This is a genomic window from Micromonospora psammae (genome assembly GCF_036902725.1).
Taxonomy (GTDB): Bacteria; Actinomycetota; Actinomycetes; order Mycobacteriales; family Micromonosporaceae; genus Micromonospora.
The window spans coordinates 20,180-42,834 of the sequence record NZ_JBAKHM010000035.1; the positions used below are offsets into that span (position 1 = coordinate 20,180).

At 73.5% G+C, this 22,655-nt stretch carries 21 protein-coding genes and 3 pseudogenes; 14 read left to right on the plus strand and 10 right to left on the minus strand.

What is annotated here, in order from left to right:
• Positions 1 to 467 precede the first annotated feature (467 nt).
• Both V6U79_RS27675 and V6U79_RS27680 read right to left on the minus strand, forming a co-directional pair.
• Positions 468 to 1,163, minus strand: a complete 696-nt coding sequence (locus V6U79_RS27675) for a SanA/YdcF family protein (RefSeq protein ID WP_442933829.1) — start codon at positions 1,161 to 1,163, stop codon at positions 468 to 470.
• 157 nt (positions 1,164 to 1,320) lie between these two features.
• Positions 1,321 to 2,106, minus strand: a complete 786-nt coding sequence (locus tag V6U79_RS27680; protein WP_334616427.1) for an RNA ligase family protein — start codon at positions 2,104 to 2,106, stop codon at positions 1,321 to 1,323.
• Positions 2,107 to 2,390: 284 nt separating this feature from the next.
• Between V6U79_RS27680 and V6U79_RS27685 the strand changes: the two genes are divergently transcribed.
• Together V6U79_RS27685 and V6U79_RS27690 are read left to right on the plus strand one after the other, a co-directional pair.
• Positions 2,391 to 3,434 carry a zinc-dependent alcohol dehydrogenase family protein gene (locus V6U79_RS27685; protein WP_334616428.1) on the plus strand — a complete coding sequence of 348 codons (1,044 nt, stop codon included), beginning with the start codon at positions 2,391 to 2,393 and terminating at the stop codon, positions 3,432 to 3,434.
• A 46-nt stretch (positions 3,435 to 3,480) separates the two neighbouring features.
• The gene (locus tag V6U79_RS27690) at positions 3,481 to 4,407 is read left to right on the plus strand and encodes a diacylglycerol kinase family protein (RefSeq protein WP_334616443.1); all 927 of its coding nucleotides are present in this window, start codon (positions 3,481 to 3,483) and stop codon (positions 4,405 to 4,407) included.
• Here the strand turns inward: V6U79_RS27690 and V6U79_RS27695 are convergent.
• The 4 genes and pseudogenes from V6U79_RS27695 to V6U79_RS27710 form a co-directional block, all read right to left on the minus strand.
• Positions 4,370 to 5,377 (minus strand): EamA family transporter, encoded by a 1,008-nt coding sequence (locus V6U79_RS27695; protein ID WP_334616429.1) that lies wholly within the window; start codon positions 5,375 to 5,377, stop codon positions 4,370 to 4,372. The two genes, V6U79_RS27690 and V6U79_RS27695, sit on opposite strands and share 38 nt — an antisense overlap.
• A 524-nt stretch (positions 5,378 to 5,901) precedes the next feature.
• Positions 5,902 to 6,225: pseudogene (locus V6U79_RS27700) on the minus strand (hypothetical protein); the annotation flags it as partial.
• Positions 6,222 to 6,929, minus strand: coding sequence for a TetR/AcrR family transcriptional regulator (locus V6U79_RS27705; RefSeq protein WP_334616430.1), 708 nt, complete (start codon positions 6,927 to 6,929; stop codon positions 6,222 to 6,224). The pseudogene V6U79_RS27700 and the gene V6U79_RS27705, both read right to left, overlap by 4 nt.
• A 114-nt stretch (positions 6,930 to 7,043) precedes the next feature.
• On the minus strand, positions 7,044 to 7,808 hold the full coding sequence (locus tag V6U79_RS27710; RefSeq protein ID WP_442933828.1) for an HAD family hydrolase: 765 nt from the start codon (positions 7,806 to 7,808) through the stop codon (positions 7,044 to 7,046).
• Positions 7,809 to 7,894: 86 nt separating this feature from the next.
• On the opposite strand from V6U79_RS27710, the gene V6U79_RS27715 reads away from it, so the two are divergent.
• Positions 7,895 to 10,696 carry a DEAD/DEAH box helicase gene (locus V6U79_RS27715; RefSeq protein WP_334616431.1) on the plus strand — a complete coding sequence of 934 codons (2,802 nt, stop codon included), beginning with the start codon at positions 7,895 to 7,897 and terminating at the stop codon, positions 10,694 to 10,696.
• 65 nt (positions 10,697 to 10,761) lie between these two features.
• Here the strand turns inward: V6U79_RS27715 and V6U79_RS27720 are convergent, their stop codons facing one another.
• Together V6U79_RS27720 and V6U79_RS27725 are read right to left on the minus strand one after the other, a co-directional pair.
• Entirely contained in the window at positions 10,762 to 11,682 is a 921-nt protein-coding gene (locus V6U79_RS27720) for a 5'-3' exonuclease (protein WP_334530495.1), read from the minus strand.
• A gap of 84 nt (positions 11,683 to 11,766) precedes the next feature.
• Positions 11,767 to 12,096 (minus strand): hypothetical protein, encoded by a 330-nt coding sequence (locus V6U79_RS27725; RefSeq protein WP_334616432.1) that lies wholly within the window; start codon positions 12,094 to 12,096, stop codon positions 11,767 to 11,769.
• Here V6U79_RS27725 and V6U79_RS27730 point away from each other — a divergent pair.
• The 9 genes from V6U79_RS27730 to V6U79_RS27770 all read left to right on the plus strand — a co-directional run bounded on the left by V6U79_RS27730 (position 12,095) and on the right by V6U79_RS27770 (position 19,801).
• Positions 12,095 to 13,165 (plus strand): DUF4037 domain-containing protein, encoded by a 1,071-nt coding sequence (locus tag V6U79_RS27730; protein ID WP_334616433.1) that lies wholly within the window; start codon positions 12,095 to 12,097, stop codon positions 13,163 to 13,165. The two genes, V6U79_RS27725 and V6U79_RS27730, sit on opposite strands and share 2 nt — an antisense overlap.
• 64 nt (positions 13,166 to 13,229) lie before the next feature.
• The gene (locus V6U79_RS27735; RefSeq protein ID WP_334616434.1) at positions 13,230 to 13,439 is read left to right on the plus strand and encodes a hypothetical protein; all 210 of its coding nucleotides are present in this window, start codon (positions 13,230 to 13,232) and stop codon (positions 13,437 to 13,439) included.
• A 7-nt stretch (positions 13,440 to 13,446) separates the two neighbouring features.
• The gene (locus V6U79_RS27740) at positions 13,447 to 14,322 is read left to right on the plus strand and encodes an IS5 family transposase (RefSeq protein WP_334616436.1); all 876 of its coding nucleotides are present in this window, start codon (positions 13,447 to 13,449) and stop codon (positions 14,320 to 14,322) included.
• A 257-nt stretch (positions 14,323 to 14,579) separates the two neighbouring features.
• A complete protein-coding gene (locus V6U79_RS27745; RefSeq protein WP_334616437.1) occupies positions 14,580 to 15,812 on the plus strand; it encodes an RNA-guided endonuclease InsQ/TnpB family protein in 1,233 nt (410 codons plus the stop codon).
• Positions 15,813 to 16,278: 466 nt separating this feature from the next.
• A complete protein-coding gene (locus V6U79_RS27750; RefSeq protein ID WP_334616438.1) occupies positions 16,279 to 16,719 on the plus strand; it encodes a hypothetical protein in 441 nt (146 codons plus the stop codon).
• Positions 16,720 to 16,775: 56 nt separating this feature from the next.
• Positions 16,776 to 17,891 (plus strand): M24 family metallopeptidase, encoded by a 1,116-nt coding sequence (locus V6U79_RS27755; RefSeq protein WP_334616439.1) that lies wholly within the window; start codon positions 16,776 to 16,778, stop codon positions 17,889 to 17,891.
• A complete protein-coding gene (locus V6U79_RS27760; protein ID WP_334616440.1) occupies positions 17,888 to 19,030 on the plus strand; it encodes an acyl-CoA dehydrogenase family protein in 1,143 nt (380 codons plus the stop codon). The genes V6U79_RS27755 and V6U79_RS27760 overlap by 4 nt, the downstream gene beginning before the upstream one ends.
• Positions 19,031 to 19,039: 9 nt before the next feature.
• Positions 19,040 to 19,255: a DUF433 domain-containing protein gene (locus V6U79_RS27765; RefSeq protein WP_334616441.1), complete on the plus strand. Its 216-nt coding sequence runs from the start codon at positions 19,040 to 19,042 to the stop codon at positions 19,253 to 19,255.
• A gap of 60 nt (positions 19,256 to 19,315) precedes the next feature.
• Complete coding sequence (locus tag V6U79_RS27770; protein WP_334530474.1) at positions 19,316 to 19,801, plus strand: Lrp/AsnC family transcriptional regulator; 486 nt, start codon at positions 19,316 to 19,318, stop codon at positions 19,799 to 19,801.
• Positions 19,802 to 19,831: 30 nt separating this feature from the next.
• Here V6U79_RS27770 and V6U79_RS27775 read toward each other — a convergent pair whose 3' ends face one another.
• On the minus strand, positions 19,832 to 20,398 hold the full coding sequence (locus tag V6U79_RS27775) for a histidine phosphatase family protein (protein WP_334616442.1): 567 nt from the start codon (positions 20,396 to 20,398) through the stop codon (positions 19,832 to 19,834).
• Between the two features lie 332 nt (positions 20,399 to 20,730).
• Here V6U79_RS27775 and V6U79_RS27780 point away from each other — a divergent pair.
• Together V6U79_RS27780 and V6U79_RS27785 are read left to right on the plus strand one after the other, a co-directional pair.
• Positions 20,731 to 20,951: pseudogene (locus V6U79_RS27780) on the plus strand (DUF4158 domain-containing protein); the annotation flags it as partial.
• Positions 20,944 to 21,225: pseudogene (locus tag V6U79_RS27785) on the plus strand (Tn3 family transposase); the annotation flags it as partial. The pseudogenes V6U79_RS27780 and V6U79_RS27785, both read left to right, overlap by 8 nt.
• Positions 21,226 to 21,285: 60 nt before the next feature.
• Here V6U79_RS27785 and V6U79_RS27790 read toward each other — a convergent pair.
• Positions 21,286 to 21,999 (minus strand): DUF8817 family protein, encoded by a 714-nt coding sequence (locus V6U79_RS27790; protein ID WP_334616446.1) that lies wholly within the window; start codon positions 21,997 to 21,999, stop codon positions 21,286 to 21,288.
• Positions 22,000 to 22,655: the final 656 nt, after the last annotated feature.

Below are 22,655 nucleotides of genomic sequence, written 5' to 3' on the forward strand. Positions count from 1 at the left end.
CCTGGGCGCGCGTTCGTGGCCGGAACTTCGGCTCCCGCGCGCACCCGCAGGCCTGGAAGCCCTCGTAGCGCAGTCCCGCCCCGAGAACTGCCGTAACCGCGGCCCACCCGGAGTCATTCCGTCGACGGGGGGCCGCGAAGTCGTGCCCAGCGAGGACCATCGGCTGTCGACACGACGTGCATGGGTGCTTCGTGCCGTCCCAGGGGTACTTGTGACTACGACGGCACGACACGCACACGTAGTGGACCTTGTAAGTGGTCTCGAAGTACCGGCACATGCCCGCATGCTAGCGGCTTGTCGGGCGCGGCGGCACCGCATCCAGCCGCACCGGACCGGCCCGGATCGACCTGCCGTACGCGTACCTCCGGGGGCGACCGGGCCCGCCCCAACTACACCGGCCAGCCCGCCGTCGACTCCGGTACCGGCAGCGGTGAACCGGCCGTACCAGGTGGACGGTGATGCCCCCGTCAGTCGCGCAGCGCGTCGTCGACACCGCTCTCCCGGCGGCCGAGGTGGACCGGGTCGCGGCCGGACAGCACGTCCCACGCGGCCTTGACGCAGGCCCCGTGTTCCCGCGTGGAGCCGACCCGCCACGCTGTGCGGTACCGCCTGACCGTCTCGTCGCCCACGCCGTTGGCGTCCACACCGAGCCGCCGGCACAGCGCCACGGCCCGGGGGAGGTGGAACGACTGGGTCACCACCGTCGCCCGGTCCACCCCGAAGATCCGCTTCGCGCGGAAGCACGAGTCGTAGGTGTCGAAGCCGGCGTGATCGAGCACCACCTTCTCGGGCGCGACGCCCCGGTCGACCAGCCAGCGCCGCATCGCGCCGGGCTCGTCGTAGTCCCAGTCCATGTGGTCGCCCGAGACTAGGATCGCGCGGACCCTGCCGGCGGCGAGCAGCTGTCGAGCGATCTCCAGGCGGGCGGCGAGGAACGCGGACGGCACACCGTCCCGGTCGACCTGCGCGCCCAGCACCAGAGCGACCGGCGCCTCCGGCACGTCCTCGACGGTGAACAGGTGCCCTTCGGCCTGGGAGCGGACCCAGCTCACACTGGCCACCGTGGTGACCAGCCCGACCGCAGTGCCGACGACGACGGCCAGTACGGCGCGGCGAAGCCAGCGTGCGGCGCCGCCGTTGCCCGGCCGGCGCAACCGACTCATCGCTTGATTCAGCACGTGACCAAGTATCCCCGGGTCCGGCAGCCCGCACGGTCCCCGCGCGGCGCCACCGATCACCCGGCCGCCACCGCTGGGCGAACCTGCCCAGCGGTGGCGGCCACGGCCCAGAACGAGCGGCGCCGGACTGCCCCGGTCGGGCTCAACGCCCGCCGGAACGCCGCCGCCGGGCCCGCTCGTAGTCCTGGAAGCGGGCCTTCGCGATCACCGACCGGTCCGCGGTGCGCAGCACCAGACCCTCGGACCGGCCCGGCGTGCCGTCCAGCGCCACCAGGGTGTGCGGCAGCCGGTCGGCCAGGAACGCGTACGTCTTGTCCAAGTCGCGGGGCAGCTCGGTGGCGTCCACCGTGGCCAGCCGGGGCACGGCCGCCAGGTCGTGCGCCCGCGCCCGGTCCAGCAACGCCGACTCGTCGAGGAAGGGCTGGCCGCCGCCGTCGCGCCAGGCGGCGATCCGCTCGGCCGGCAGCTCCAGCAGGTCGGCGTACCCGTCGAGTTCGACCACGTCGAAGAGCCGCTGACCGACCCGGCGGCTGCCGGTGTACTGCTTCGACGCGCCGGTCACCTTCCCGCCGTACACCTCGAAGTACCAGACGGTGATCCCGTCGCCTGCCTCGGCGCGCAGCCGCTCGGCCAGCTCACGCAGCGCGTCCACGATGCCCAGGGCCGGGTTGCCGATCAGGTCGCCGCGCGCGTACAGCAGCTCCTCGCGGCTGCCAATCAGATACCCGCCGTCCGGGGTGACGATGATCCGGCTGTTGGTGCCGTCCACCTTCTCGGTGAGGGTGACCGCCCCGGTGAACCCGACGACCTCGTCCTCACGCAGCCCGCCGTCGCGCGGGTCGAGCGCGTGGTACGTCGGGATCGACGGGTACTTGGTCAGCGAGTTGAGCACCCGCAGGTCGGCGGTCCGGAGGTCGAAGTTCGGCACGGCGTTCCTCCCCGTGATCCACCCGCGGCGGCGGTCGGCGCGGCGGCCGGCAGCGTATCCCGGTCCGATCCGCAGCCGCGTGTCCTTTTCGACCTCCCGGCGTCCGCTCCACGGACCGGTCCCGGCAGGCCCGCGCGTCGTCCCGCCCGGCCGGGCGGGGTGAGTCCGGCCACCACCTCCGCCCGGCGGCGTTGGCGCGGCGCGGGCCCGTACTACCGTCCTCCGGGCGGTCGTCGCCCCGGCCGGGGACGCCGCGCCCACCCCTGCCCACGAAGGACGGCCACATGCGCGCCACCGTGATCCACGGACCGAACGACATCCGCGTCGAGGAGGTCCCGGACGCCGCCGTCCGCCGGCCCACCGATGCGGTGGTGCGGGTGGTCACCGCCTGCATCTGCGGCAGCGACCTGTGGGCGTACCGCGGGGTTGCCGCCCGCCGGCCGGGGCAGCGGATCGGACACGAGTTCCTCGGCGTGGTTGAGGCGGTCGGCGCCGACGTCACCTCGGTGCGGACCGGGGACCTCGTCGTCGCGCCGTTCGTGTGGTCCGACGGGGTCTGCGACTTCTGCCGCGAGGGCCTGCACACCTCCTGCCCGCAGGGTGGGTTCTGGGGCTCCGAGGGCTCCGACGGCGGCCAGGGCGAGGCCGTCCGCGTCCCGTACGCCGACGGCACCCTGGTGCGGCTGCCGGCCGAGGCCGCGGACGACGAGCGGCTGCTCACCGCGCTGCTCGCCCTCTCCGACGTGATGGCCACCGGCCACCACGCCGCCCTCGCCGCCCGGGTCCGCCCCGGCGTCACCGTCGCCGTCGTCGGGGACGGCGCCGTCGGGCTCTGCGGCGTGCTGGCGGCCCGCCGCCTCGGCGCCGAGCGGATCATCGCGCTGGGCCGGCACGCCAACCGCACCGACATTGCCCGCTCCTTCGGCGCCACCGACGTGGTCGCCGAGCGGGGCGACGCCGCGATCGCCGCGGTGCAGGAGCTCACCCGTGGTCAGGGCGCGCACGCCGTGCTGGAGGCGGTCGGCACCGGGGAGTCGATGCGGACCGCGATCTCGATCGCTCGCGACGGCGGGGCGGTCGGCTACGTGGGGGTGCCGCACGGCGGCAGCGCCGGCGTCGAGATCGGGCAGATGTTCGGCCGCAACGTCGCCTTGGCCGGCGGCGTCGCCCCGGCCCGCGCGTACGTTCCGGAGCTGCTCGCCGACGTGCTCGACGGCACCCTCGACCCCTCGCCGGTCTTCGACCGGACGGTCACCCTCGACGGGGTGCCCGACGGTTACCGGGCGATGGACGAGCGCACCGCGCTCAAGGTCCGCATCACCTTCTGATCACGGAATGCCGCCCCTGCCGGCCGGCGTCCGGCGGACCGGTACGGTGCTCGCCGTGACCGCAGACGATCACCGTCCGGCCGGCCCCGTCGCCGTGCTCGCCAACCCGTCCGCCGGCCGCGGGCGGCACCGTGACCTGCTGCCCCGGCTGCTCGACGGGCTGGCCGCCGCCGGCCGCGCGGTCGAGCTGCTGTCGGCGCGTACCCCCGACGAGGCCGAGGCGGCGTGCCGCGCCGCGGTGGCCGGCGGCGCCGCCGCGCTGGTCGCGGTCGGCGGTGACGGCACGGTGCACCAGGCGTTGCAGGCGGTCGCCGGTACGGCGGTGCCGTTCGGCCCGGTCCCGGCGGGCACCGGCAACGACTTCGCGGTCGACACGGGCTTCCCCGCCGACCCGCTCGCCGCCGTCGAGGTGATCGCCGCCGCGCTGCGTGAGCGCCGCAGCCGTCCGGTGGACCTGGCCCGGATGACCGGCCCGGACGGCGGCGACCGCTGGTACGGGGCGGTGCTCGCGGCCGGGTTCGACGCGATCGTCAACGAACGGGCCAACCGGATGCGCTGGCCCCGCGGTCCCCGCCGGTACGACCTGGCGATCCTGGTCGAGCTGGCCCGGCTACGCCCGCGCCGCTACACGCTGCGTCTCGACGGCGAGGAGCACCACCTCGACGCGGTCCTCGTCGCGATCGGCAACTGCGCCAGCTACGGAGGCGGGATGCGGATCTGCCCGGCCGCCGACCCGACCGACGGCCTGCTGGACGTGGTGGTCGGCGGGCGGTTCGACCGGCGCACCCTGATGCGGGTCAAGCCGCGCATCTACGCCGGCACCCACGTGACGCACCCTTTGGTGCGCAGCTACCGGGCGCGCGAGGTGGAGCTCTCCGCCGAGGGCATCACCACGTACGCCGACGGGGAACGCTCCCTCGCCCTGCCGGTGCGGATCACCGCCGTGCCGGGCGCGGTGCGGCTGCTGCGCTGAGCCGCCCGTCGGCGCCCTCGGCCGCAGAGCCGCCGTCCGGTGCCTGACCGGCGGTGGGGCTGGCGGCCCGGACCGCGCCGACGCTGGCGGCGATCACCAGGCCGATCGCGAGCACCTCCGTGGCGTGCAGTTCCTGCCCAAGGACCAGCCACCCCGCGAGCGCGGCGAGCGCCGGGCCGAGGCTCATCAGGACGGCGAACGTCGAGGTGGCCAGCCGGCGCAGCGCCAGCAGTTCGAGGGTGTACGGCAGCACCGAGGCGAGCAGCGCCAGCCCGGCGCCGAGCGCCAGCACACCCGGCTGCCACAGCCGCGCCCCGGCGTCGAGCAGCCCGACGGGCAGGGTGACCAGCGCCGCCACCGCCATGGCCAGGGCCAGGCCGTCGGCGCGGGGAAAGCGGCCGCCGACCCGCGCCGAGCAGACGATGTACGCCGCCCACAGCGCGCCGGCGCCCAGCGCGAGAGCCGCGCCGACCGGGTTCAGCCGGTCGAAGCCACCCTGGCCGAGCAGCGCCACCCCGGCCAGCGCCAGGGCCGCCCAGCACCAGGCGGTCCACCGGCGCGCGCTCAGCACCGACAGGGTCAGCGGTCCGAGCACCTCCAGGGTCACCGCCGGCCCCAGCGGGATCCGCTCGATGGCCTGGTAGAACACCGAGTTCATGCCGGCGAGGGCGAGCCCGAACGCGACCACGGCAAGCCAGTCGGCCCGGTCGTGCCCGCGCAGCCGGGGCCGGCAGACCAGCAGCATCAGCAGCGCGCCGAGGGCCAGCCGCAGGGTCACCGTGCCGGCCACCCCGGCCCGGGGGAAGAGCAGTGCGGCGACCGCCGAGCCGAAGTTCACCGACAGCGCCCCGCCGAGCACCAGTCCGACCGCCCCCGCCCGGCCGGCGCCCCAGCGGCGCAGGGTGCGGGCGGGTGTGGTCGGGCCTGCCACGCCAGCGGGCGTCGACGGGCCTGCGGTGCGGGCGTCCATGCCGGCGACGCTAGTGTGCCGGCCCGGCGGCCCTGCGGCCGGTGGTCGCCGGGGTCGACGCCGCCACACCGCCGAAGCACGTCGCGGGGTGGCGTCTCCGGACCGATAACGCCTACCAGCCCCCGCCGATGGCGGCCGCGGCCCTCGGCAGCCGTTGCCGTCGCCGGCCCGCACGTAGCGCCGTGCCCGCAGCCGCCGCCGGCGCGGCCCACAGGCATCGCCGGACGGCGCCCGCAGGCATCGCCGGACGGCGCCCGCAGGCATCGCCGGACGGCGCCCGCAGGCATCGCCGGACGGCGCCCGCAGGCATCGCCGGACGGCGCCCGCAGGCATCGCCGGACGGCGCCCGCAGGCATCGCCGGACGGCGCCGCAGGGCGGCCCAGACGTCACCGGGCTCGACTCGTCCCAGCGGCGACGGTGCCGGTTGTGCGTCCTTTAGAGCTGATGACGTAAACGAATCACCGCCCCGGACCCGGGTGAGTCGTTTACGTCATCAGCTCTAAAGGGTCAGCCGACCGGGTCTCGGGTTGCGCGGAAGCGAGCGCAGCACGGGGCCGTCCGGCGCGTCGGCGGCGACGACGGCCGCCTGGTCGTGGTCGGTCAGGGCGGCCAGGACGGCGTTGACGGTGGGTTCGGGGACCTCGTGGATCACGGTGCCGGGCCAGACCACCGCCTCGGCGAGCGGCCGGTCCGCCGCGGTCACGGCCACCGCGGTCTCGACCTCGGCCAGGGTGGCGAGCAGGTCCACCACGTCCTCGGCCAGCGCGGCGCGCCAGGCCGACAGGTCGATGCCCGGCGGCGACCAGGCCACCGGGGCGAGCAGTGCCACCAGCACTCGTCGGGTCAGGCGGTCGGGGGACGGGCGGCGCCGGCGAGGCGGTCGAGCCACTCGGCGAGCAGCGTCCGCTCTGCGGCGCTGAAGGCAGCGGCCACCTCAGGCAGCGCGGCCCGCAGCGCCACGGCGTGCCGGACCGGCCGGTCGGGTGGGCGGATCGCCCGGGCGGCGGCGCTGTCGGCACAGACCGCCGCGACGAGCGCCTCCCGGGTGGCGGGGGAGAGGTCGGGGTCGCCGCCCTGGATGAGGGTGAGGGTGACGCCGCAACTCGCGGCGTGCACCATCTCGGCCGCCCGGTCCACGCCGACCCGGAGCCGGCCCGCCTCGGCGACCCGGACGACGAGCTGGCGGAAGATGTCGGCCGCCACCCGGGCGGCGGTGGACCGGACGCCGGGTCGGGGGTCGCCGTACATCAGGGTGTGGAAGGCGGGGTTGGCCACGCCGAAGCCGACGTGCATGTCCCAGCCCCGGCGCAGGTCGTCCACGGGGTCCTCGGCGGGCTCCTGGGCCGCCTGGGCGTGCAGGTACGCGGCGAAGCCGTAGCTGGCCGCCGCGTCCAGCAGCCCGCGCATGTCGCCGAACTGACGGTAGATGGTCGGTGCCTGCACCCCGGCGGCGCGGCTGACCGCCCGGGTGGTCACCGCGTCCCGGCCGCCCTCGGCGAGCAGCGCGGCGGCGACCCGCACGATCCGGTCCCGGGCCGACGTCTCAGTCATGACAGCGACGATAACCTCCGGCTGTTAGCGGCCATCGCTAACGCGAGAATCATGATCGTGTTAGCAGTGATAGTCGGCCGGCTCCGGCCCGCTACCGGGCGGTGGGACCGTCGGTCAGCTCGGCAGCGCCAGGTCGAGCACCGCGCCGAGGCCGTTGCGACGCCCCGGCTCGGCGCACGGCAGCACCAGCACCGCGCAGCCGGCGTCGACCGCGCCCGCGTCGGCCGGAGTGTCGCCCACCATCAGCGCCCGCTCCGGATCCACCCCGAGCATCCCGCAGGCCCGCAGGAAGATCCCCGGATCCGGCTTGCAGCGCCCCACCTCGTAGGACAGCGCGTACGCGTCGACCAGACCGTCGAGACCCCAGGCGGCGAAGAGCGGCCGGATGTCGAAGCCGATGTTGCTCACCACCGCGACCTTCACTCCGGCCGCCCGCAGCGCGGTCAGCGTGGCGGCGGTGTCCGGGTAGGGCACCCAGCCATCCGGCACCAGCAGCCGCTCGTAGAGCGCCTCGGCGAAACCCTCGATGCCGGCGTCGACCGTCTCGGCCAACCCGGTGTACGCCCCCCGGTGCGCGTGCTGGTAGAGGTCCCGGTCGGCCCAGAGCTCCGCCAGCCGGGCCGGCACCCGGGCCGGCGGCGGCCCGCCCGCCCGCCCGGCCGTCATCAGCCGGTCGGCCAGCGCGGTGGCCCGCATCCGCTCCAGGCTCACCCCGCACGCCGACGCGGCGGCGAGCACCCAGTCGCGGGGCTCCTCCACCTGCGCCAGGGTGCCGTGGAAGTCGAAGAGGACCGCCTCCACGGGGCGGCGGGACGCGCCCGAACGGACGGCGTCGTCGGCGCCGTTCGAGGCGAGGGGCGGTTCGGCATGGTCCGGCACGTCGTGCACCCTACCGACCGCCTCGGACGGTCCCGCCGGACGGCCTTGTCCAGTGCGCGTCGGGGGGAAGCACTAATCTTGGACACATGTCGAGCCCCGCCGAGCGGTACGCCGCGGCGCGCCGCCGGGCCGCGCAGGCCTCCGAGTTCCCGGCCCTGGAAGAGTTCGCCCTCGACCTGGGATTCGATCTCGACGACTTCCAGCGGGAGGCGTGCCAGTCCCTGGAACGGGGCAGCGGTGTGCTGGTCTGCGCTCCCACCGGCGCCGGCAAGACCGTGGTCGGCGAGTTCGCCGTACACCTCGCGCTGCGCGGCACCCCCGACAGGCCGGCGGTGGCCGACGGCGCCGACGGCCCCGCCCCCCGGCGCAAGTGCTTCTACACCACCCCGATCAAGGCGCTGTCCAACCAGAAGTACCACGACCTGGTCGACCGCTACGGCGCCGAGCAGGTCGGCCTGCTCACCGGCGACAACGCGATCAACGGCGACGCGCCGGTGGTGGTGATGACCACCGAGGTGCTGCGCAACATGCTCTACGCCGGCTCCAGCACCCTCGAGGGCCTGGCGTACGTGGTGATGGACGAGGTGCACTACCTCGCCGACCGGTTCCGCGGCGGGGTCTGGGAAGAGGTGATCATCCACCTGCCCTCCTCGGTCACCCTGGTCTCCCTCTCGGCCACCGTCTCCAACGCCGAGGAGTTCGCCGACTGGCTGGTCACCGTGCGCGGCGAGACCGCCGTGGTGGTCAGCGAGCACCGGCCGGTGCCGCTGTGGCAGCACATGCTGGTCGGCAAGCGGATGTTCGACCTGTTCCACGACGCCGACGCCGCCCGCAAGCACGACGTGCACCCCGAGCTGCTGCGCTACACCCGCGACACGGTGCGCCGGCTGGAGCTGGGCGAGGGCCGCAGCGCCGGACCGGGCGCCGGTCGGCGGGGCCCCCGCTGGCGCGGGCCGATGCGCCCCGACATCGTCGACCGGCTCGACCGGGAGGGGCTGCTCCCGGCGATCCTGTTCATCTTCAGCCGGGCCGGCTGCGCCGCCGCGGTGCAGCAGTGCCTCGCCGCCGGGCTGCGGCTCACCTCCGCCGAGGAGCGCGCCGAGATCCGCCAGGTGGTGGAGAGCCGGGTGACCGCGATCCCCGGCGAGGACCTGACGGTGCTCGGCTACTGGGAGTGGCTCGACGGCCTGGAGCGCGGCCTGGCCGCCCACCACGCCGGCATGCTCCCGGTCTTCAAGGAGGTCGTCGAGGAGCTCTTCGTCCGGGGGCTGGTCAAGGCGGTCTTCGCCACCGAGACCCTCGCCCTGGGCATCAACATGCCGGCCCGCTGCGTGGTCCTCGAACGGCTGGTCAAGTACAACGGCGAGGCCCACGTCGACCTCACCCCGGGGGAGTACACCCAGCTCACCGGCCGCGCCGGCCGACGCGGCATCGACGTCGAGGGGCACGCCGTGGTGGTCTGGTCCCCGGAGACCGACCCGCGGCACGTCGCCGGCCTCGCCTCCACCCGCACCTATCCGCTGCGCTCCAGCTTCCGGCCCTCGTACAACATGGCGGTCAACCTGGTCGGCACCGTCGGCGCGGAACCGGCCCGGGCGCTGCTGGAGTCGTCGTTCGCCCAGTTCCAGGCCGACCGCTCGGTGGTCGGCCTGGCCCGGCAGGTGCAGCGCAACACCGAGACCATCGAGGAGTACGGCGCGGAGGCCGCCTGCCACCACGGCGACTTCGAGGAGTACTTCGCGCTGCGGGTGGCGATCGCCGACCGGGAACGCGCCATCGCCCGGCAGGGACAGAGCCAGCGCAAGGCCGCCGCGGTGGAGTCACTGGAGCGGCTGCGGATCGGCGACGTGATCCGGGTGCCCTCCGGCCGCCGCGCCGGTCTCGCGGTCGTCCTCGACCCGGCCACCGGCGGCTTCGGTGAACCGCGCCCCCTGGTGCTCACCCAGGACCGCTGGGCCGGCCGGGTCAGCCCCGGAGACTTCACCACCCCGGCCGAGGTGCTCGCCCGGATCCGGGTGCCCAAGCACTTCAACCACCGCTCCCCGGCGGCCCGGCGTGACCTGGCCGCCGAGGTCAGCGGCACCGGGCTGGACCGGCACGGCGGTCGCCGGGGCGGCCGGTCCCGGCAGACCCCGGGCGACGACCACCAGCTCAGCCAGCTCCGCACCGAGCTGCGCCAGCACCCCTGCCACGCCTGCCCGGAGCGGGAGGAGCACGCCCGCTGGGCCGAGCGGCGCCGCCGGCTGGAGAAGGACACCGAGGAGCTGCGGCAGCGGGTCGCCGGCCGGACGGGCTCCCTGGCCCGCACCTTCGACCGGATCGTCGCGCTGCTCACCGCCCGCGGTTACCTCGCCGCCGACGGCGCGGTCACCGACGCCGGCCGGATGCTGGGTCGGATCTGGACCGAGGCGGACCTGCTGGTCGCCGAGTGCCTGCGCCGCGGCGTGTGGGACGGTCTCTCCCCGGCCGAGCTGGCCTCCGCCGTCTCCGTGGTGGTCTTCGAGGCCCGCCGCGACGTCGACGAGCGCGCCTCACTGCCGCGCGGCGCGGTAGCCGACGCGGTCGACGAGACGCTCAAGCTGTGGAGCGAGATCGAGGCCGACGAGGCCGGGCGTGGTCTCACCGTGACCCGCGAACCGGATCTCGGCTTCGCCTGGCCGATCTACCGCTGGGCGCGCGGTGAGGCCCTCGCCAAGGTGCTCGCCAGCGGCCACGAGATCGACGGGGAGATGCCCGCCGGCGACTTCGTCCGCTGGGCCCGGCAGGTGGTCGACCTGCTCGGCCAGCTCGCCGACTCCGGCGGCGCGTCGGTGGAGCTGCGGGCCACGGCACGCCAGGCGATCGCCGCCGTCAACCGGGGCGTGCTCGCCTACCACGCCACGGCATAGTCACCAGCGGGTCACGCGGGCCGGCCGCGGCGGTCACCACGACCGCCGCAGCCGGCCGTAGGGCATCAGGAACGGTCGGCCAGCGCGTCCACCAGCCGCCGGCACGAGCCGGCCAGGTTCCACCGCTGCGCCAGCTCCAGCAACCGGTCCGGGTCCACGGGCGCCGTCGGTAGCGCGGTGGCCAGCTCCGGCAGCGGGACGTCCCGCGCCACCTCCACCACCTTCGGCGCGACGGCCAGGTAGTCCCGCGCCCCGACCAGCCGGGCCCGCAGCCCCGGCGCGAACCCCGACCCGGGGTCGTCGAGCGCGTCGAGGATGCCCGGCAGACCGCCGTAGCGCTCGATCAGCCGGGCGGCGGTCTTCTCGCCCACACCGGGCACCCCGGGCAGTCCGTCACTGGGGTCGCCGCGCAGCGCCGCGAAGTCGGCGTACCGGTCGGCCGGCACGCCGTACCGGGCGCGGACCGCCGCGTCGTCGCAGTCGTCCAACTTGGCCACTCCGCGACCGACGTAGAGCAGCCGCACCCCGCGGACGTCGTCGACCAGCTGGAACAGGTCGCGGTCGCCGGAGACCACCTCGGCCGGCGCGGGCTGCGTCACCGACAGCGTGCCCAGCACGTCGTCGGCCTCGTAGCCGGTGGCGCCGACCGCGGTGATGCCGATCGCCGAGAGCACCTCCAGGATCACCGGCACCTGCGGCGAGAGGGTGTCCGGCACCACCTCGCCCCCCTCGGGCGCCACCCGGTGCGCCTTGTACGACGGCAGCAGCTCCACCCGCCAGGCCGGCCGCCAGTCGTGGTCCAACGCGCAGACCATCCGGTCGGGCCGGCGGGTGCGGACCAGCTGGGCGAGCATGTCGAGGAAGCCGCGCACGGCGTTGACCGGCTGGCCGTCCTCGGTCCTCGCGGCCGACTCGGGGATGCCGAAGTACGCCCGGAAGTAGAGGCTGGGCGAGTCGATCAGCAGGATCGGGGGTCGCTGTGTCACGCCGGACAGCGTGACACAGCCCCCCGACGAGGTGGGGGAGGGCGGGTCCCGCCGGGTGTGAAGGGGCCCGCGGTGCCGCCTCGTTCAGCGCTGGTCGTCGTGCCGGTAGAGGCTCTCCCGGCGGGCCAGGTGCTGCACGGCGTAGCTCGCCACCAGCAGCGCGATCGCCAGCACCACCTCGATGCCGGCGAGAGCACCGTCGGCCACGGTGAGGCCGAGGGCGAGCAGCACCAGCCCGACCAGGGCGAGGATGCCGGCCCAGAGCAGCCTCCGTCGGCGTACCCCGGCCCGGTCGTCCGCCACCGCCCCCACCTTCCGCTCGATCCGCTCCCGGTCCAGGCTATCGGCGGTGACCGGCCGGCGGACCGATAACGGGTGGGTGGGGCCGACGTCGACCGGCAGACTGCGAGGCATGGCGTTCCTGCCCGCTCTGGTCCTCTGCCGCCGCTTCCACGACGAGGTCGTCGCCCCGTTGCTGGCCCGCCACCTGCCCGGCCTGCGGTACGCCGCCGGTCTGCTCGACGGCGGTTCGGAGCTGCTCGGCCTGGACACCCCGCGCTCCACCGACCACGACTGGGGCCCGCGGGCGCAGCTCTTCGTCGCCGACCCGGCCGAGGTCGCGCCGGTCCGCGCCGTGCTCGACGCCGACCTGCCGCCGGAGTTCCTCGGCTGGCCGACCCGGTACCGCGGCGGCGCCGACACCCGGCTCGGCGTGGCCGATCCCGGGGGCGACCGGCACGGAGTGAGCGTGGACGAGCTGGGCGGGTGGCTGCGCGGTCGGCTCGGCTTCGACCCGGGGGCGGCGGTGGCGGCCGACTGGTTGGCCACACCCACCCAGCGGCTCGCCGAGCTGACCGGTGGCGCGGTCTTTTACGACGGCCTGGACGGGGCGCTGACCACCGCCCGGGCCCGGCTGGCCTGGTATCCGGACGACGTGTGGCGGCACGTGCTGGCCGCCGCGTGGAGCCGGGTCGGGCAGGCCGAGCACCTGGCGGGACGGTGCGCCGAGGTCGGCGACGAGCTGGGCAGCCGGGTGGTGGCCGCCGGGCTGGCCCGGGACCTCATGCGACTCGGGCTGCTGCTGCACCGCCGCTGGCCCCCGTACGACAAATGGCTCGGCACCGCCTTCGCCCGACTGCCGGCGGCGGCGCCGGTGATCGGCGCGCTCGGCGACGCCGTCGGTTCCGGCGACTGGGCCGACCGGCAGGCCGGCCTGGTCCGGGCCCTGGAGACCCTCGCCCGCTGGACCAACGACACCGGGCTGGCCGCGCCGGTCGACCCGGCGGCGCGTCCGTTCCATTCCCGTCCGTTCCTGGTGCTCGACGCCGCCCGGTTCGCCGCCGCGCTGTGCGCTGCGATCACCGACCCGGCGCTGCGGCGGCGCCCGCCGGTCGGCGCGGTCGACCAGTACCTGCACAGCACCGAGGTGCTCGGCCACCCCGACCGGGTCCGCCGGGTCGCGGCGGCGGTGCTGCCGGACTGAGCGCCGGCTGTTTCCGGTGGTTCCGCCGAGGCCACCGGGTGGGCCCGCATAGCCTCGATGTGACGTGGCGCCCGCCGCCCCGACCTCGGCGATCGGTGGTTCCATGAACGACGCCCGGCCCCGGCTCGGACCGGTACGCCAGGTCCGCACCGACGTCCTCGACGTCGGCTACGTCGTCCTGGGTCCCGCCGACGGCGATCTGCTAAGAGGGCATCTGATCCGTGTAGTGGTTGATTCACGTTCGGTCGTGGCGATCGTGAGCCTGGTTCGTTGATCGTGGCGTGGGTGCGAAGCGGCGTGGGTATCGGTCGGACTTGTCGGATGAGCGGTGGGCGTTGATCGAGCCGGTGCTGACGGCGTGGCGGGCCGGCCGGGTGGGGTTGGGGATCAGCCGGCCGGTGCATGACCTGCGGGAGATCGTCAACGCGATCCTGTATGTGGCCAGGACGGGGATCGCTTGGGAGTACCTGCCGCATGACTTCCCGCCGGCGAAGACGGTGTATGACTACTACGCCAAGTGGGAGACCGACGGGACCACGCAGCGGATCCACGACGTGCTGCGGGAGCGGGTCCGGGTTGCTCGGGGTCGTCGTGGGAGCCCGTCGGCGGTGGTCCTGGACTCGCAGAGCGTGAAGACCTCCAGCAACGTCGGCGAGTCCAGCCAGGGAATCGACGCGGCGAAGAAGATCAAGGGACGCAAGCGGCACATCGCCACCGACACCCTCGGCCTGCTCCTGGCATTGATCGTCACCGCCGCGTCGGTGCAGGACTCCACCGCCGGCCGGCACCTGCTCGACACCGTTTCCGCGGACCATCCACCGGTGGTCAAGGCGTGGGTCGACGGCGGCTACAACACCGCCGTACGGGCACACGGCGCCCGGCTCGGCATCGACGTCGAGCGCGTACCCCGCCACGCCGGGAAAGGCTTCCACGTCCAGCCCCGCCGGTGGGTCGTGGAACGGACCTTCGGTTGGCTGATGCAGCACCGCCGACTCGTGCGTGACTACGAAACCCTGCCTCAACGCACCCGGGCGATGATCCATTGGGCCATGGCTAACACAATGAGCCGCTACCTCACCGGAGAATCCACCCCAACCTGGCGAAACGAAACCACCTATCGGACCAACCTCACCAAGCGAGATCAGACGCCCTCTTAAAGGCTGTCAACCAGCTTTGGCAGGGCAACCTCGGGGAAAGCTGACCAGCAAGTGTCGTCCTCGCCGTTGAACTCAACCATCTCGGTCTCAAATTCGGCGCACCCGCCCGCATATTTCCTCCAGGCGGGTCAGGTGCCGGTCGCCGAACACCTTGGGTCGGAGACGAAGACCAAGTGGGACGGGCAGGACGAAGACGCAGACTCTGCCGGTCCGCATGCCCTCTGTCTCGGTCATAGGCCGATGGTAATTTGTTCGGCGTGCAGCTTCGGTACAAATACCGCGTCTATCCGACGCTCAGCCAGCAGGAAGCGCTGGCCCGGGCATTCGGATGCGCGCGGGTGGTATTCAACGACGGGCTGCGCATCCGGCAGCAGGCCCGCCAGGCTGAGCTGCCGCACGTCCCGAACGGTGAGCTGTCGAAGCGGGTCATCACCGAGGCGAAGAAGACGCCCGAGCGGGCGTGGCTTGGCGAGGTGTCGGCGGTTGTTCTCCAGCAGGCCCTCGCGGACCTGAACACCGCGTACCGGAACTTCTTCGCCTCGATCTCGGGCAAGCGCAAGGGCCGGCGGGTGGCACCGCCGCGGTTCCGGTCCCGCAAGGACAACCGGCAGGCTATCCGGTTCACGAAGAACTCCCGGTTCAAGGTGCTGGACAACGGGCGGCTGCGGCTGCCGAAGATCGGCGACCTGAACGTGCGTTGGTCCCGCAGCCTGCCGGCGGATCCGTCGTCTGTGACCGTGATTAAGGACGCGGCGGGCCGGTACTTCGCCTCGTTCGTCGTGCAGACCACGGACGAGCCGCTGCCGCAGACGGATGCGGACGTGGGTATCGACCTAGGGCTGACCCACTTCGCGGTGCTCTCGGACGGCACGAAGGTCACCGCGCCGAAGTTCCTTCGCCGCGCGGCCCGCAAGCTCAAGCGGCTGCAACAGGATCTGTCCCGCAAGCAGCGGGGCAGCGCGAATCGCAAGAAGGCAGTCGTGAAGGTCGCCAGGGCGCATGCCCGGGTGGCCGACAGTCGGCGGGACTGGCAGCACAAGCTGTCCACGGCGATCATCCGCGATAACCAAGCGGTGTACGTCGAGGACCTGTGCGTGGTCGGTCTGGGCCGGACTCGGCTGGCGAAGTCGGTGCACGACGCCGGCTGGTCGCAGTTCACGGCGATGTTGGAGTACAAGGCCGCCCGGTACGGGCGGACCTTCGCCAGGATCGACCGGTTCGCGCCCACGTCCCGGACGTGCTCGGTGTGCGGCCGGCTCGACGGACCCAAGCCGCTGAACATCCGGTCGTGGACCTGCCCCTGCGGCGCGGTCCACGACCGGGACATCAACGCGGCTATGAACGTGTTGGCCCAGGGACGCTGGGACAACTCAAACGCCTGTGGAGCGCAGGTAAGACCGGCACTCGTGCCGGCACCGCGCGAGGAAGCAGGAATCCGCCCGGACGCCGCGCGTTCCACGCGCAGCGTGGAGGGAACCTCCGTCCCGTAAGGCGGAGAGAACGTCAACTCGGACACTTCCGCCGGCTCGGCTCGTCGAGCGGGACTGCTCTCCCGCGACGCCGCGCTCACCATCGCCACCGACCACGAGGCCCTGGCGACGGCGACGGTCACCGGCGCCGGCCCGGTCGAGCGGGAGTTGTCGCTGCCGTACCGGGGGCAGCGGCTGCGCGGCGACGACCTGCGGCGGCGACTGGACGCCTGGGTCGCCGCCGGCGTGGTCGAGCCGTCCTGCGCCGAGGCGCCGACGATGCTCACCGTGCCGCCCTTGCGGCACGCCATGATGGCCTGCCGGACTGAGGTGGGACGGTCCGCGCGGTCCTCGCCCAATCCGGACTGGCTCGACCTGCGCGACCAGCGGGTGGTGGTGCTCGGGGCGGGCGCGGAGATGGGCCCGTTGCCGTCACTGGTGCGCTGGGGCGTCGACGTCGTCGCGGTCGACCTGCCGCGCCGGAGCTGTGGCGCCGGCTGCTGCGGACTACCCACCGCCACGGCGGTCGGCTCCTGCTGCGGTCCGGCCCGGCACCACCGCCGACGACCCGGCGCTGGACACCCGCGCGGGCGCCGACCTGCTGCACCGTCTCTCGCAGGTCGCCGAAGCGGTTGCAGCGGTGGCGGGCCACGGTGGCCCGGGCGGAGGGGGCGACGGTGTCGTTCACGGTGGCGCCGCCGGCGCCCACCGGTTCGGCATCGAGGTGTTCGAGCCGGCCACCAGCAACACACTGATGGCCGCGCTCCTGGTGCACGACCTGCGCACCGGTGGCGGGCCGGCGCTGGCGCACCCGTGGCAGGACGAGGCGTACGCCGCGGCGCACGGCGGGCTGTGGCGGGTGCCGTACGCGCCGCGCAGCGCCCTGGGGCTCGCGGTGCTGCTCGGCCTCGGCGGCGCCCGCGCCTGAGCGGTCCGGCGCGCACCGCGGTGGGTGCTACCCCGAACGAACGTTAAGCTGACCGGGTGGGAACCGACGAGCTGTATCCGGCCGACCGGTTGGTCGCCGCGCAGCGCGCCACCGCCGCCGCCGGCCTGGACGCGCTGCTGCTCACCCCCGGTTCCGACCTGCGCTACCTGACCGGCTACGACGCCCACGCGGGGGAGCGGCTGACCTGCCTCGTGCTGCCCGCCCAGGGCGAGCCGACGCTGATCGTCCCCACCCTGGAACGCCCGGCGGCGGAGGCCTCCCCGGCCCCGGCCACCGGCGTACGGATCGTCGACCACGCCGACGGCACCGACCCGTACCCGTTGGTCACCGCCGCTCTCGGCGGGCCGGTCGGTGCGGTCGGCCTGGCCGACCGGATGTGGGCCGAGCAGGTCCTCGCGCTGCGCGCCGCGCTCCCGGCCGCCGCCCAGCGGCTCGCCTCGGACGTGCTGCGTGAGCTGCGGATCCGCAAGTCCCCGGCGGAGGTGGCCGCGCTGGCCGAGGCCGGCGCGGCGATCGACGCGGTGCACGCCCGGATGGGCCAGTGGCTGCGTCCGGGCCGGACCGAGGCCGAGGTCGCCGCGGACATCGCCGCGGCGATCCGCGCCGCCGGCCACGTGAGCGTCGACTTCGTCATCGTCGCCGCCGGCCCGAACGGCGCCAGCCCGCACCACGGCACCTCCGACCGGCCGATCGGCGCGGGCGAGCCGGTCGTGGTCGACATCGGCGGCACCATGCCCTCCGGCTACCGCTCCGACTGCACCCGCACCTACGTGGCCGGCGGCCGGCCGCCGGCGGAGTTCACCGACTACTACGCGGTGCTGGACGCGGCGCAGCGCGCCGCCGTGGCCGCGGTCGCGCCCGGCGTCACCGCCGAGGCCGTCGACGCCGCCGCCCGGGAGCCGATCACCGCCGCCGGGTACGGCGAGGCGTTCCTGCACCGCACCGGCCACGGCATCGGCCTGGACGGGCACGAGGAGCCGTACGTCGTGACGGGCAACCCCCGTCCGCTGGAACCGGGCATGGCGTTCTCCGTCGAACCCGGCATCTACCTCGCGGGCCGACACGGCGCCCGCATCGAGGACATCGTCGTCTGCACGACGGACGGCGTGACCCGGCTCAACACCATCCCCACGGAGCTCATCGCGCTATGACCATCGACCGGATCCTCCCCACCGACGAGGCCCACGACCTGCTGGACCTCGCCACCGAACTCGCCGATCGCGAGCTCGCCCCGAAGGCCGCCGGCTTCGAGGAACGCGCCGAGTTCCCCCGGGAGGTGCTGCGCACCCTCGGCCGGGCCGGCCTGCTCGGCTTGCCGTACGCCGAGGAGCACGGCGGCGCCGCCCAGCCGTACGAGGTCTACCTCCAGGTGCTGGAGATCCTGGCCAGCCGCTGGCTCGCGGTCGCCGAGGCGGTCAGCGTGCACACCCTGTCCTGCTACCCGGTGGCCCAGTTCGGCACCGACGAGCAGCGCAAGCTGCTCCCCGACATGATCGGCGGGGAGCTGCTCGGGGCGTACTGCCTCTCCGAGCCGCAGGGGGGCTCGGACGCCGCGTCGCTGACCACCCGCGCGGTCCGCGACGGCGACTCCTACCTGGTCTCCGGCACCAAGGCGTGGATCACTCACGCCCGGGTCGCCGACTTCTACAACATCTTCTGCCGCACCGGCGGCCCCGGCCCGAAGGGCATCTCCTGCCTGCTCGCCGACCGCGGCACCCCGGGGATCGTCCCGCAGGCCGCCGAGCGGACGATGGGCCTGCACTCCTCCCCGGTGGCGCAGATCGCCTTCGACGACGCCCGGGTGCCCGCGGAGCGGCTGATCGGCGGGGAGGGGGCCGGCTTCACCATCGCGATGTCCGCCCTGGACTCCGGCCGGCTCGGCATCGCCGCCTGCGCCGTCGGGCTGGCCCAGGCGGCGCTGGACTACGCCGTCGGCTACGCCAAGGAGCGGCAGCAGTTCGGCAGGGCGATCATCGACTTCCAGGGGCTCGGCTTCAACCTGGCCGACCTGGCCACCCAGATCTCCGCCGCCCGGGCGCTGACCCTGGCCGCCGCCCGGCTGCGCGACGCCGGCCGGCCGTACTCGATCGAGGCGGCGAAGGCGAAGCTCTTCGCCACCGACGTGGCGATGCGGGTGACCACCGACGCGGTGCAGGTCCTCGGCGGCGCCGGCTACGTCGCCGACCACCCGGTCGAGCGGTACATGCGGGAGGCGAAGGTGCTCCAGATCGTGGAGGGCACCAACCAGATCCAGCGTCTGGTCATCTCCCGGGCGCTGGCGAAGGGCTAACCTGTGCCGGTGGCCTTCCCCCGGATCACCATCGACCCCGAGGTGATGGGCGGCGCGCCCTGCGTGCGGCAGTCCCGGATCCCGGTGGCGACCCTGCTGGCGATGATGGCCGAGGGAATGTCCGTCACGGACATCCTCACCGACCTGCCCTTCCTCGACGAGGAGGACATGGCGGAGGTGTTGAACTTCGCCGCGGACGCGGTGCGCGACTGGTCGGCCCGCTGAGCGTGACGCTCGGCGGGCCCGTACTCGCACGGCGGCGCCGCAACCGGTAGGTTGCCAGCCGTGGAGGAGATCGACCGCGCCATCGTCGCCGCGCTGACCGCTGACGGTCGGCTGTCGTACACCGACCTGGCCGAGAAGGTCGGGCTGTCGGTCTCCGCGGTGCACCAGCGGGTCCGCCGGCTGGAGCACCGCGGCGTGATCAGCGGCTACACCGCGAAGGTGTCCTTCGAGGCGCTGGACCTGCCGCTGACCGCCTTCGTGGCGATCCGGCCGTTCGACCCGTCGCAGCCCGACGACGCCCCGGAGCGGCTGGCCCACCTGCCCGAGATCGACTCCTGCTACTCGGTGGCGGGGGAGGACTTCTACCTGCTGCTGGTGCGGGTGGCCGGCCCGGCCGACCTGGAGCGGGTGCTTCAGGAGATCCGGACCGCCGCGAACGTCACGACCCGCACGACGGTGGTGCTGTCCACGCCGTACGAGGGCCGGCCGCCGAAGACCGCCGGCGGTGGGTCGCGGGTGCGGTCGCGGGAGGCCAACGGCTCCTGACCCGCGCCGGCGCGGGTCGGCGGCGCGCGGTCAGCCGCCGTTCCAGCGGCGGATGACCGGCCGTCCGTGCTCGTACCCGAGGACGCTCACCGTGGCGGTGTCCAGCCGCAGCTTCCCGCCCCCGGAGACGGGCAGCCCGATCCAGCGGGCGCCGACCACCCGGAGGCAGTGCCCGTGGCCGGCCAGTGCGACGCTGCCGTGTTCCAGCAGGGGAGTGAGCCGGGCGAGCAGCCGGTCGATACGCTCGCCCACCTGTTCCGGGGACTCGCCGCCGGGGCACCCGTCGGTCCAGAGGTTCCACTCCGGCCGGTCGACCTGGATGTCCGCGGTGGTCCGGCCCTCGTACTCGCCGTAGTTCCACTCGGCCAGGTCGTCGTCCGTGGCGTCGACGGTGAGACCGGCGAGCTGCGCGGTGCGCAGCGCCCGGAGCCGGGGACTGGAGAGCACCCGCACGAACCGGTGGCCGACGAGCACCCCGGCGAGGGCCCGGGACTGTCGCTCGCCGTCGGGGGTGAGCTCCAGGTCGGTGTACGAGGTGTGTTGGCGGCTGAGGCTCCAGGCGGTTTCGCCGTGCCGGACCAGGACGATCTCGCTCATGCCCCCAGTCAACCAGTCCCAGGCGGTGCAGGCAGGCAGTAGCGCAGCCACCTATTGTCCTAGGACGCGCCAAACGGTGTGACGGAGGGGCGCAAGTACGGCGGGGCGGTGGAGGCTCCACAACGCAAGCCCGGTGCCTCGTGAGCGGCCGACAGCCGCGCCGTCGCTCAACTGTTCGGTCCGGCCGCCCGGCGCGCCGGCCGACCCGCTATCGGCCTGTCCGTAGTTTCCAGCCCAAAAACAACGGTAAGAACTGAGCGTTGATCATGCTCTGATCCGGGCCGTAGCGTGCCGTCCCGTTTGGTGACGGTCGATGCTTCGGTGGTGGGTTCATGGCGACTCAGGACGTGTTCTCTGCGGAGGAACTGGCGCGGCTTCGGGCTTCCCGGAGATCAACAGGGCTGAGCTGATCCGGTACTTCACGTTGACCGGTGCGGACGAGGCGTTCGTGCGCCAGTTCCGCACGGGCCGCAACGTGCTGGGCGTGGCGGTCCAGCTGTGCACGCTGCCGTGGCTCGGGTTCGTGCCCGATGAAGTGGCGTTGGCGCCGGCACCACGAACAACAGACCGAGCAGATGTGGTGCCTTACCCTGGCCACCAACGCGATCGTCTGCTGGTCAACGGAGTACCACGGCCTCGGCGTGGCCGCCTTACGCCGGACCGGCCGCGACGTCGACGACGAGGTCCTGGCGCACATCTGGCCCACCCACCACGAGAACGTGCACTTCTACGGCACCCATTCCGTCGACATCGACGGCGAACTCGCCCAACTCGACACCGACGGCTACCGGCCGCTACGGCTGACCGAGACCGCTCCCGGCAAATAGCCGACACCGTGCCCTGGCTCAAGGTCTCAGCCGGGGCACGGTGTCGGCTGAATGCGGCACCTAGGACAGCGCTGCCGCAAGGTCGGTAGCGGCCTCATGCGCAGCAGCAGCCCGTGTGGCTTCGTCCGCGTTCAACGCGACACGGTCAACACGGGCCAGCATCTCGACCGCCGTGGCCGGATCGTTCAGGACCATCGCAACCTCAGCGCGGTAGACGAGCACCTCCACCAACGCGACCGGGTCGTCGTCTGCCTCGGGATGGGCCAATGCACTGTCAAGAATCCGAGCCGCCTGCCGGGCGTCCCCTCTGGAGTCGGACTGCACGACGGCGTTCGCCATCGCCTTGCCCAGCCGCCCAGTCGGCGCCGGTGCGGGGGAGGCCGGGGCGTTTTGGAAGACGCGGATCCAGTTGCCGCCTGGATCGATGACGCTGAAGCCGCTCAGCCCGTCGGCGTTCTTCCGCGCCCGGGGCCGGGTCATCCGCGGCGTTCCGGAGACCAACACCTTGCCGTACGCGGCGCGCATTCCCGCCGCGAAAGCCCGGTACAGCTGCCCCGTGTCCGAGGTCAGCACGATACACGAACCGTAGGACTGCGCCGGATCGAACTCCGCGATCTCGAAGAACTGCAGATGTAGATCTTCACGTTGCAACCCCGCGGCCGGGTTGGGCTTGCGCTGCTTGTAAGTGGTGTGGAAACCGAGCACCTCGTAAAAGGCGACGATGTCGTCGATGGACGCGCAGGGCAGCAGGGGGACGGTTATCTCGTTGGTCACCCGTACTTCGTAGCCGTCCTGAATGGGCACACGCACATGGAAATGGCCGATCGTCAGCCACAGACGACTGAACGGTCGATACAGCGCGCAAGCTGCGCTGGTCCACCAGCGACCTCTACCGGCACTCACCCCGAAGGATGCCTACCTACTGGAGCCGGACGACTAGCCTCAATCCGGGTCCGCGCAAGAGTGGTTCGATCGCAGCTCAGGCACCGCGGGGTGCCGCTTTCAGCCGGACAGGGTAGCGGGGCCGCCGTTCACCGCTTGTGACACAGAATCCCGTATTCTCTGTCACAGAACCGATGCTCTACCCATCGCCACCTGTGGGACGCCGTCACCAGCGGCGGAGGCGACCCGGCCACATTCTGTGTCACATCACCGGAAGGGGTCGCCGAGGTGTCCGTGATCCCGCTACCTACCGCCGGGCGCGCGGTGGCGCTCGTGGTCGCCGTCGACGCGTTCCTCGACCGGTTCCGCGACGACCCCGGCACCCGCGCCACCTACACCGAGACCCTGCGCCGGTCGCGGCGCTCACCCCGGAGCTCTACGAACAGACGATGGCCCGCTGGGCCGAGCGAGCCGCGAACACCTGCAACAAGCACCTGTCCGCGCTGACCTCGTTCACCGCCTACTGCCGCCGCCAGGACTGGCTGACC

Bases quoted from the DNA above. Each gene is read 5' to 3' on its own strand.
- V6U79_RS27725 (WP_334616432.1), bottom strand. From the start codon at position 12,096: ATGCCTCGCAGTCTGCCGGTCGACGTCGGCCCCACCCACCCGTTATCG.
- V6U79_RS27695 (WP_334616429.1), bottom strand. From the start codon at position 5,377: ATGGACGCCCGCACCGCAGGCCCGTCGACGCCCGCTGGCGTGGCAGGC.
- V6U79_RS27715 (WP_334616431.1), top strand. From the start codon at position 7,895: ATGTCGAGCCCCGCCGAGCGGTACGCCGCGGCGCGCCGCCGGGCCGCG.
- V6U79_RS27730 (WP_334616433.1), top strand. From the start codon at position 12,095: ATGGCGTTCCTGCCCGCTCTGGTCCTCTGCCGCCGCTTCCACGACGAG.
- V6U79_RS27685 (WP_334616428.1), top strand. From the start codon at position 2,391: ATGCGCGCCACCGTGATCCACGGACCGAACGACATCCGCGTCGAGGAG.
- V6U79_RS27775 (WP_334616442.1), bottom strand. From the start codon at position 20,398: ATGAGCGAGATCGTCCTGGTCCGGCACGGCGAAACCGCCTGGAGCCTC.
- V6U79_RS27705 (WP_334616430.1), bottom strand. From the start codon at position 6,929: ATGACTGAGACGTCGGCCCGGGACCGGATCGTGCGGGTCGCCGCCGCG.
- V6U79_RS27675 (WP_442933829.1), bottom strand. From the start codon at position 1,163: ATGAGTCGGTTGCGCCGGCCGGGCAACGGCGGCGCCGCACGCTGGCTT.
- V6U79_RS27760 (WP_334616440.1), top strand. From the start codon at position 17,888: ATGACCATCGACCGGATCCTCCCCACCGACGAGGCCCACGACCTGCTG.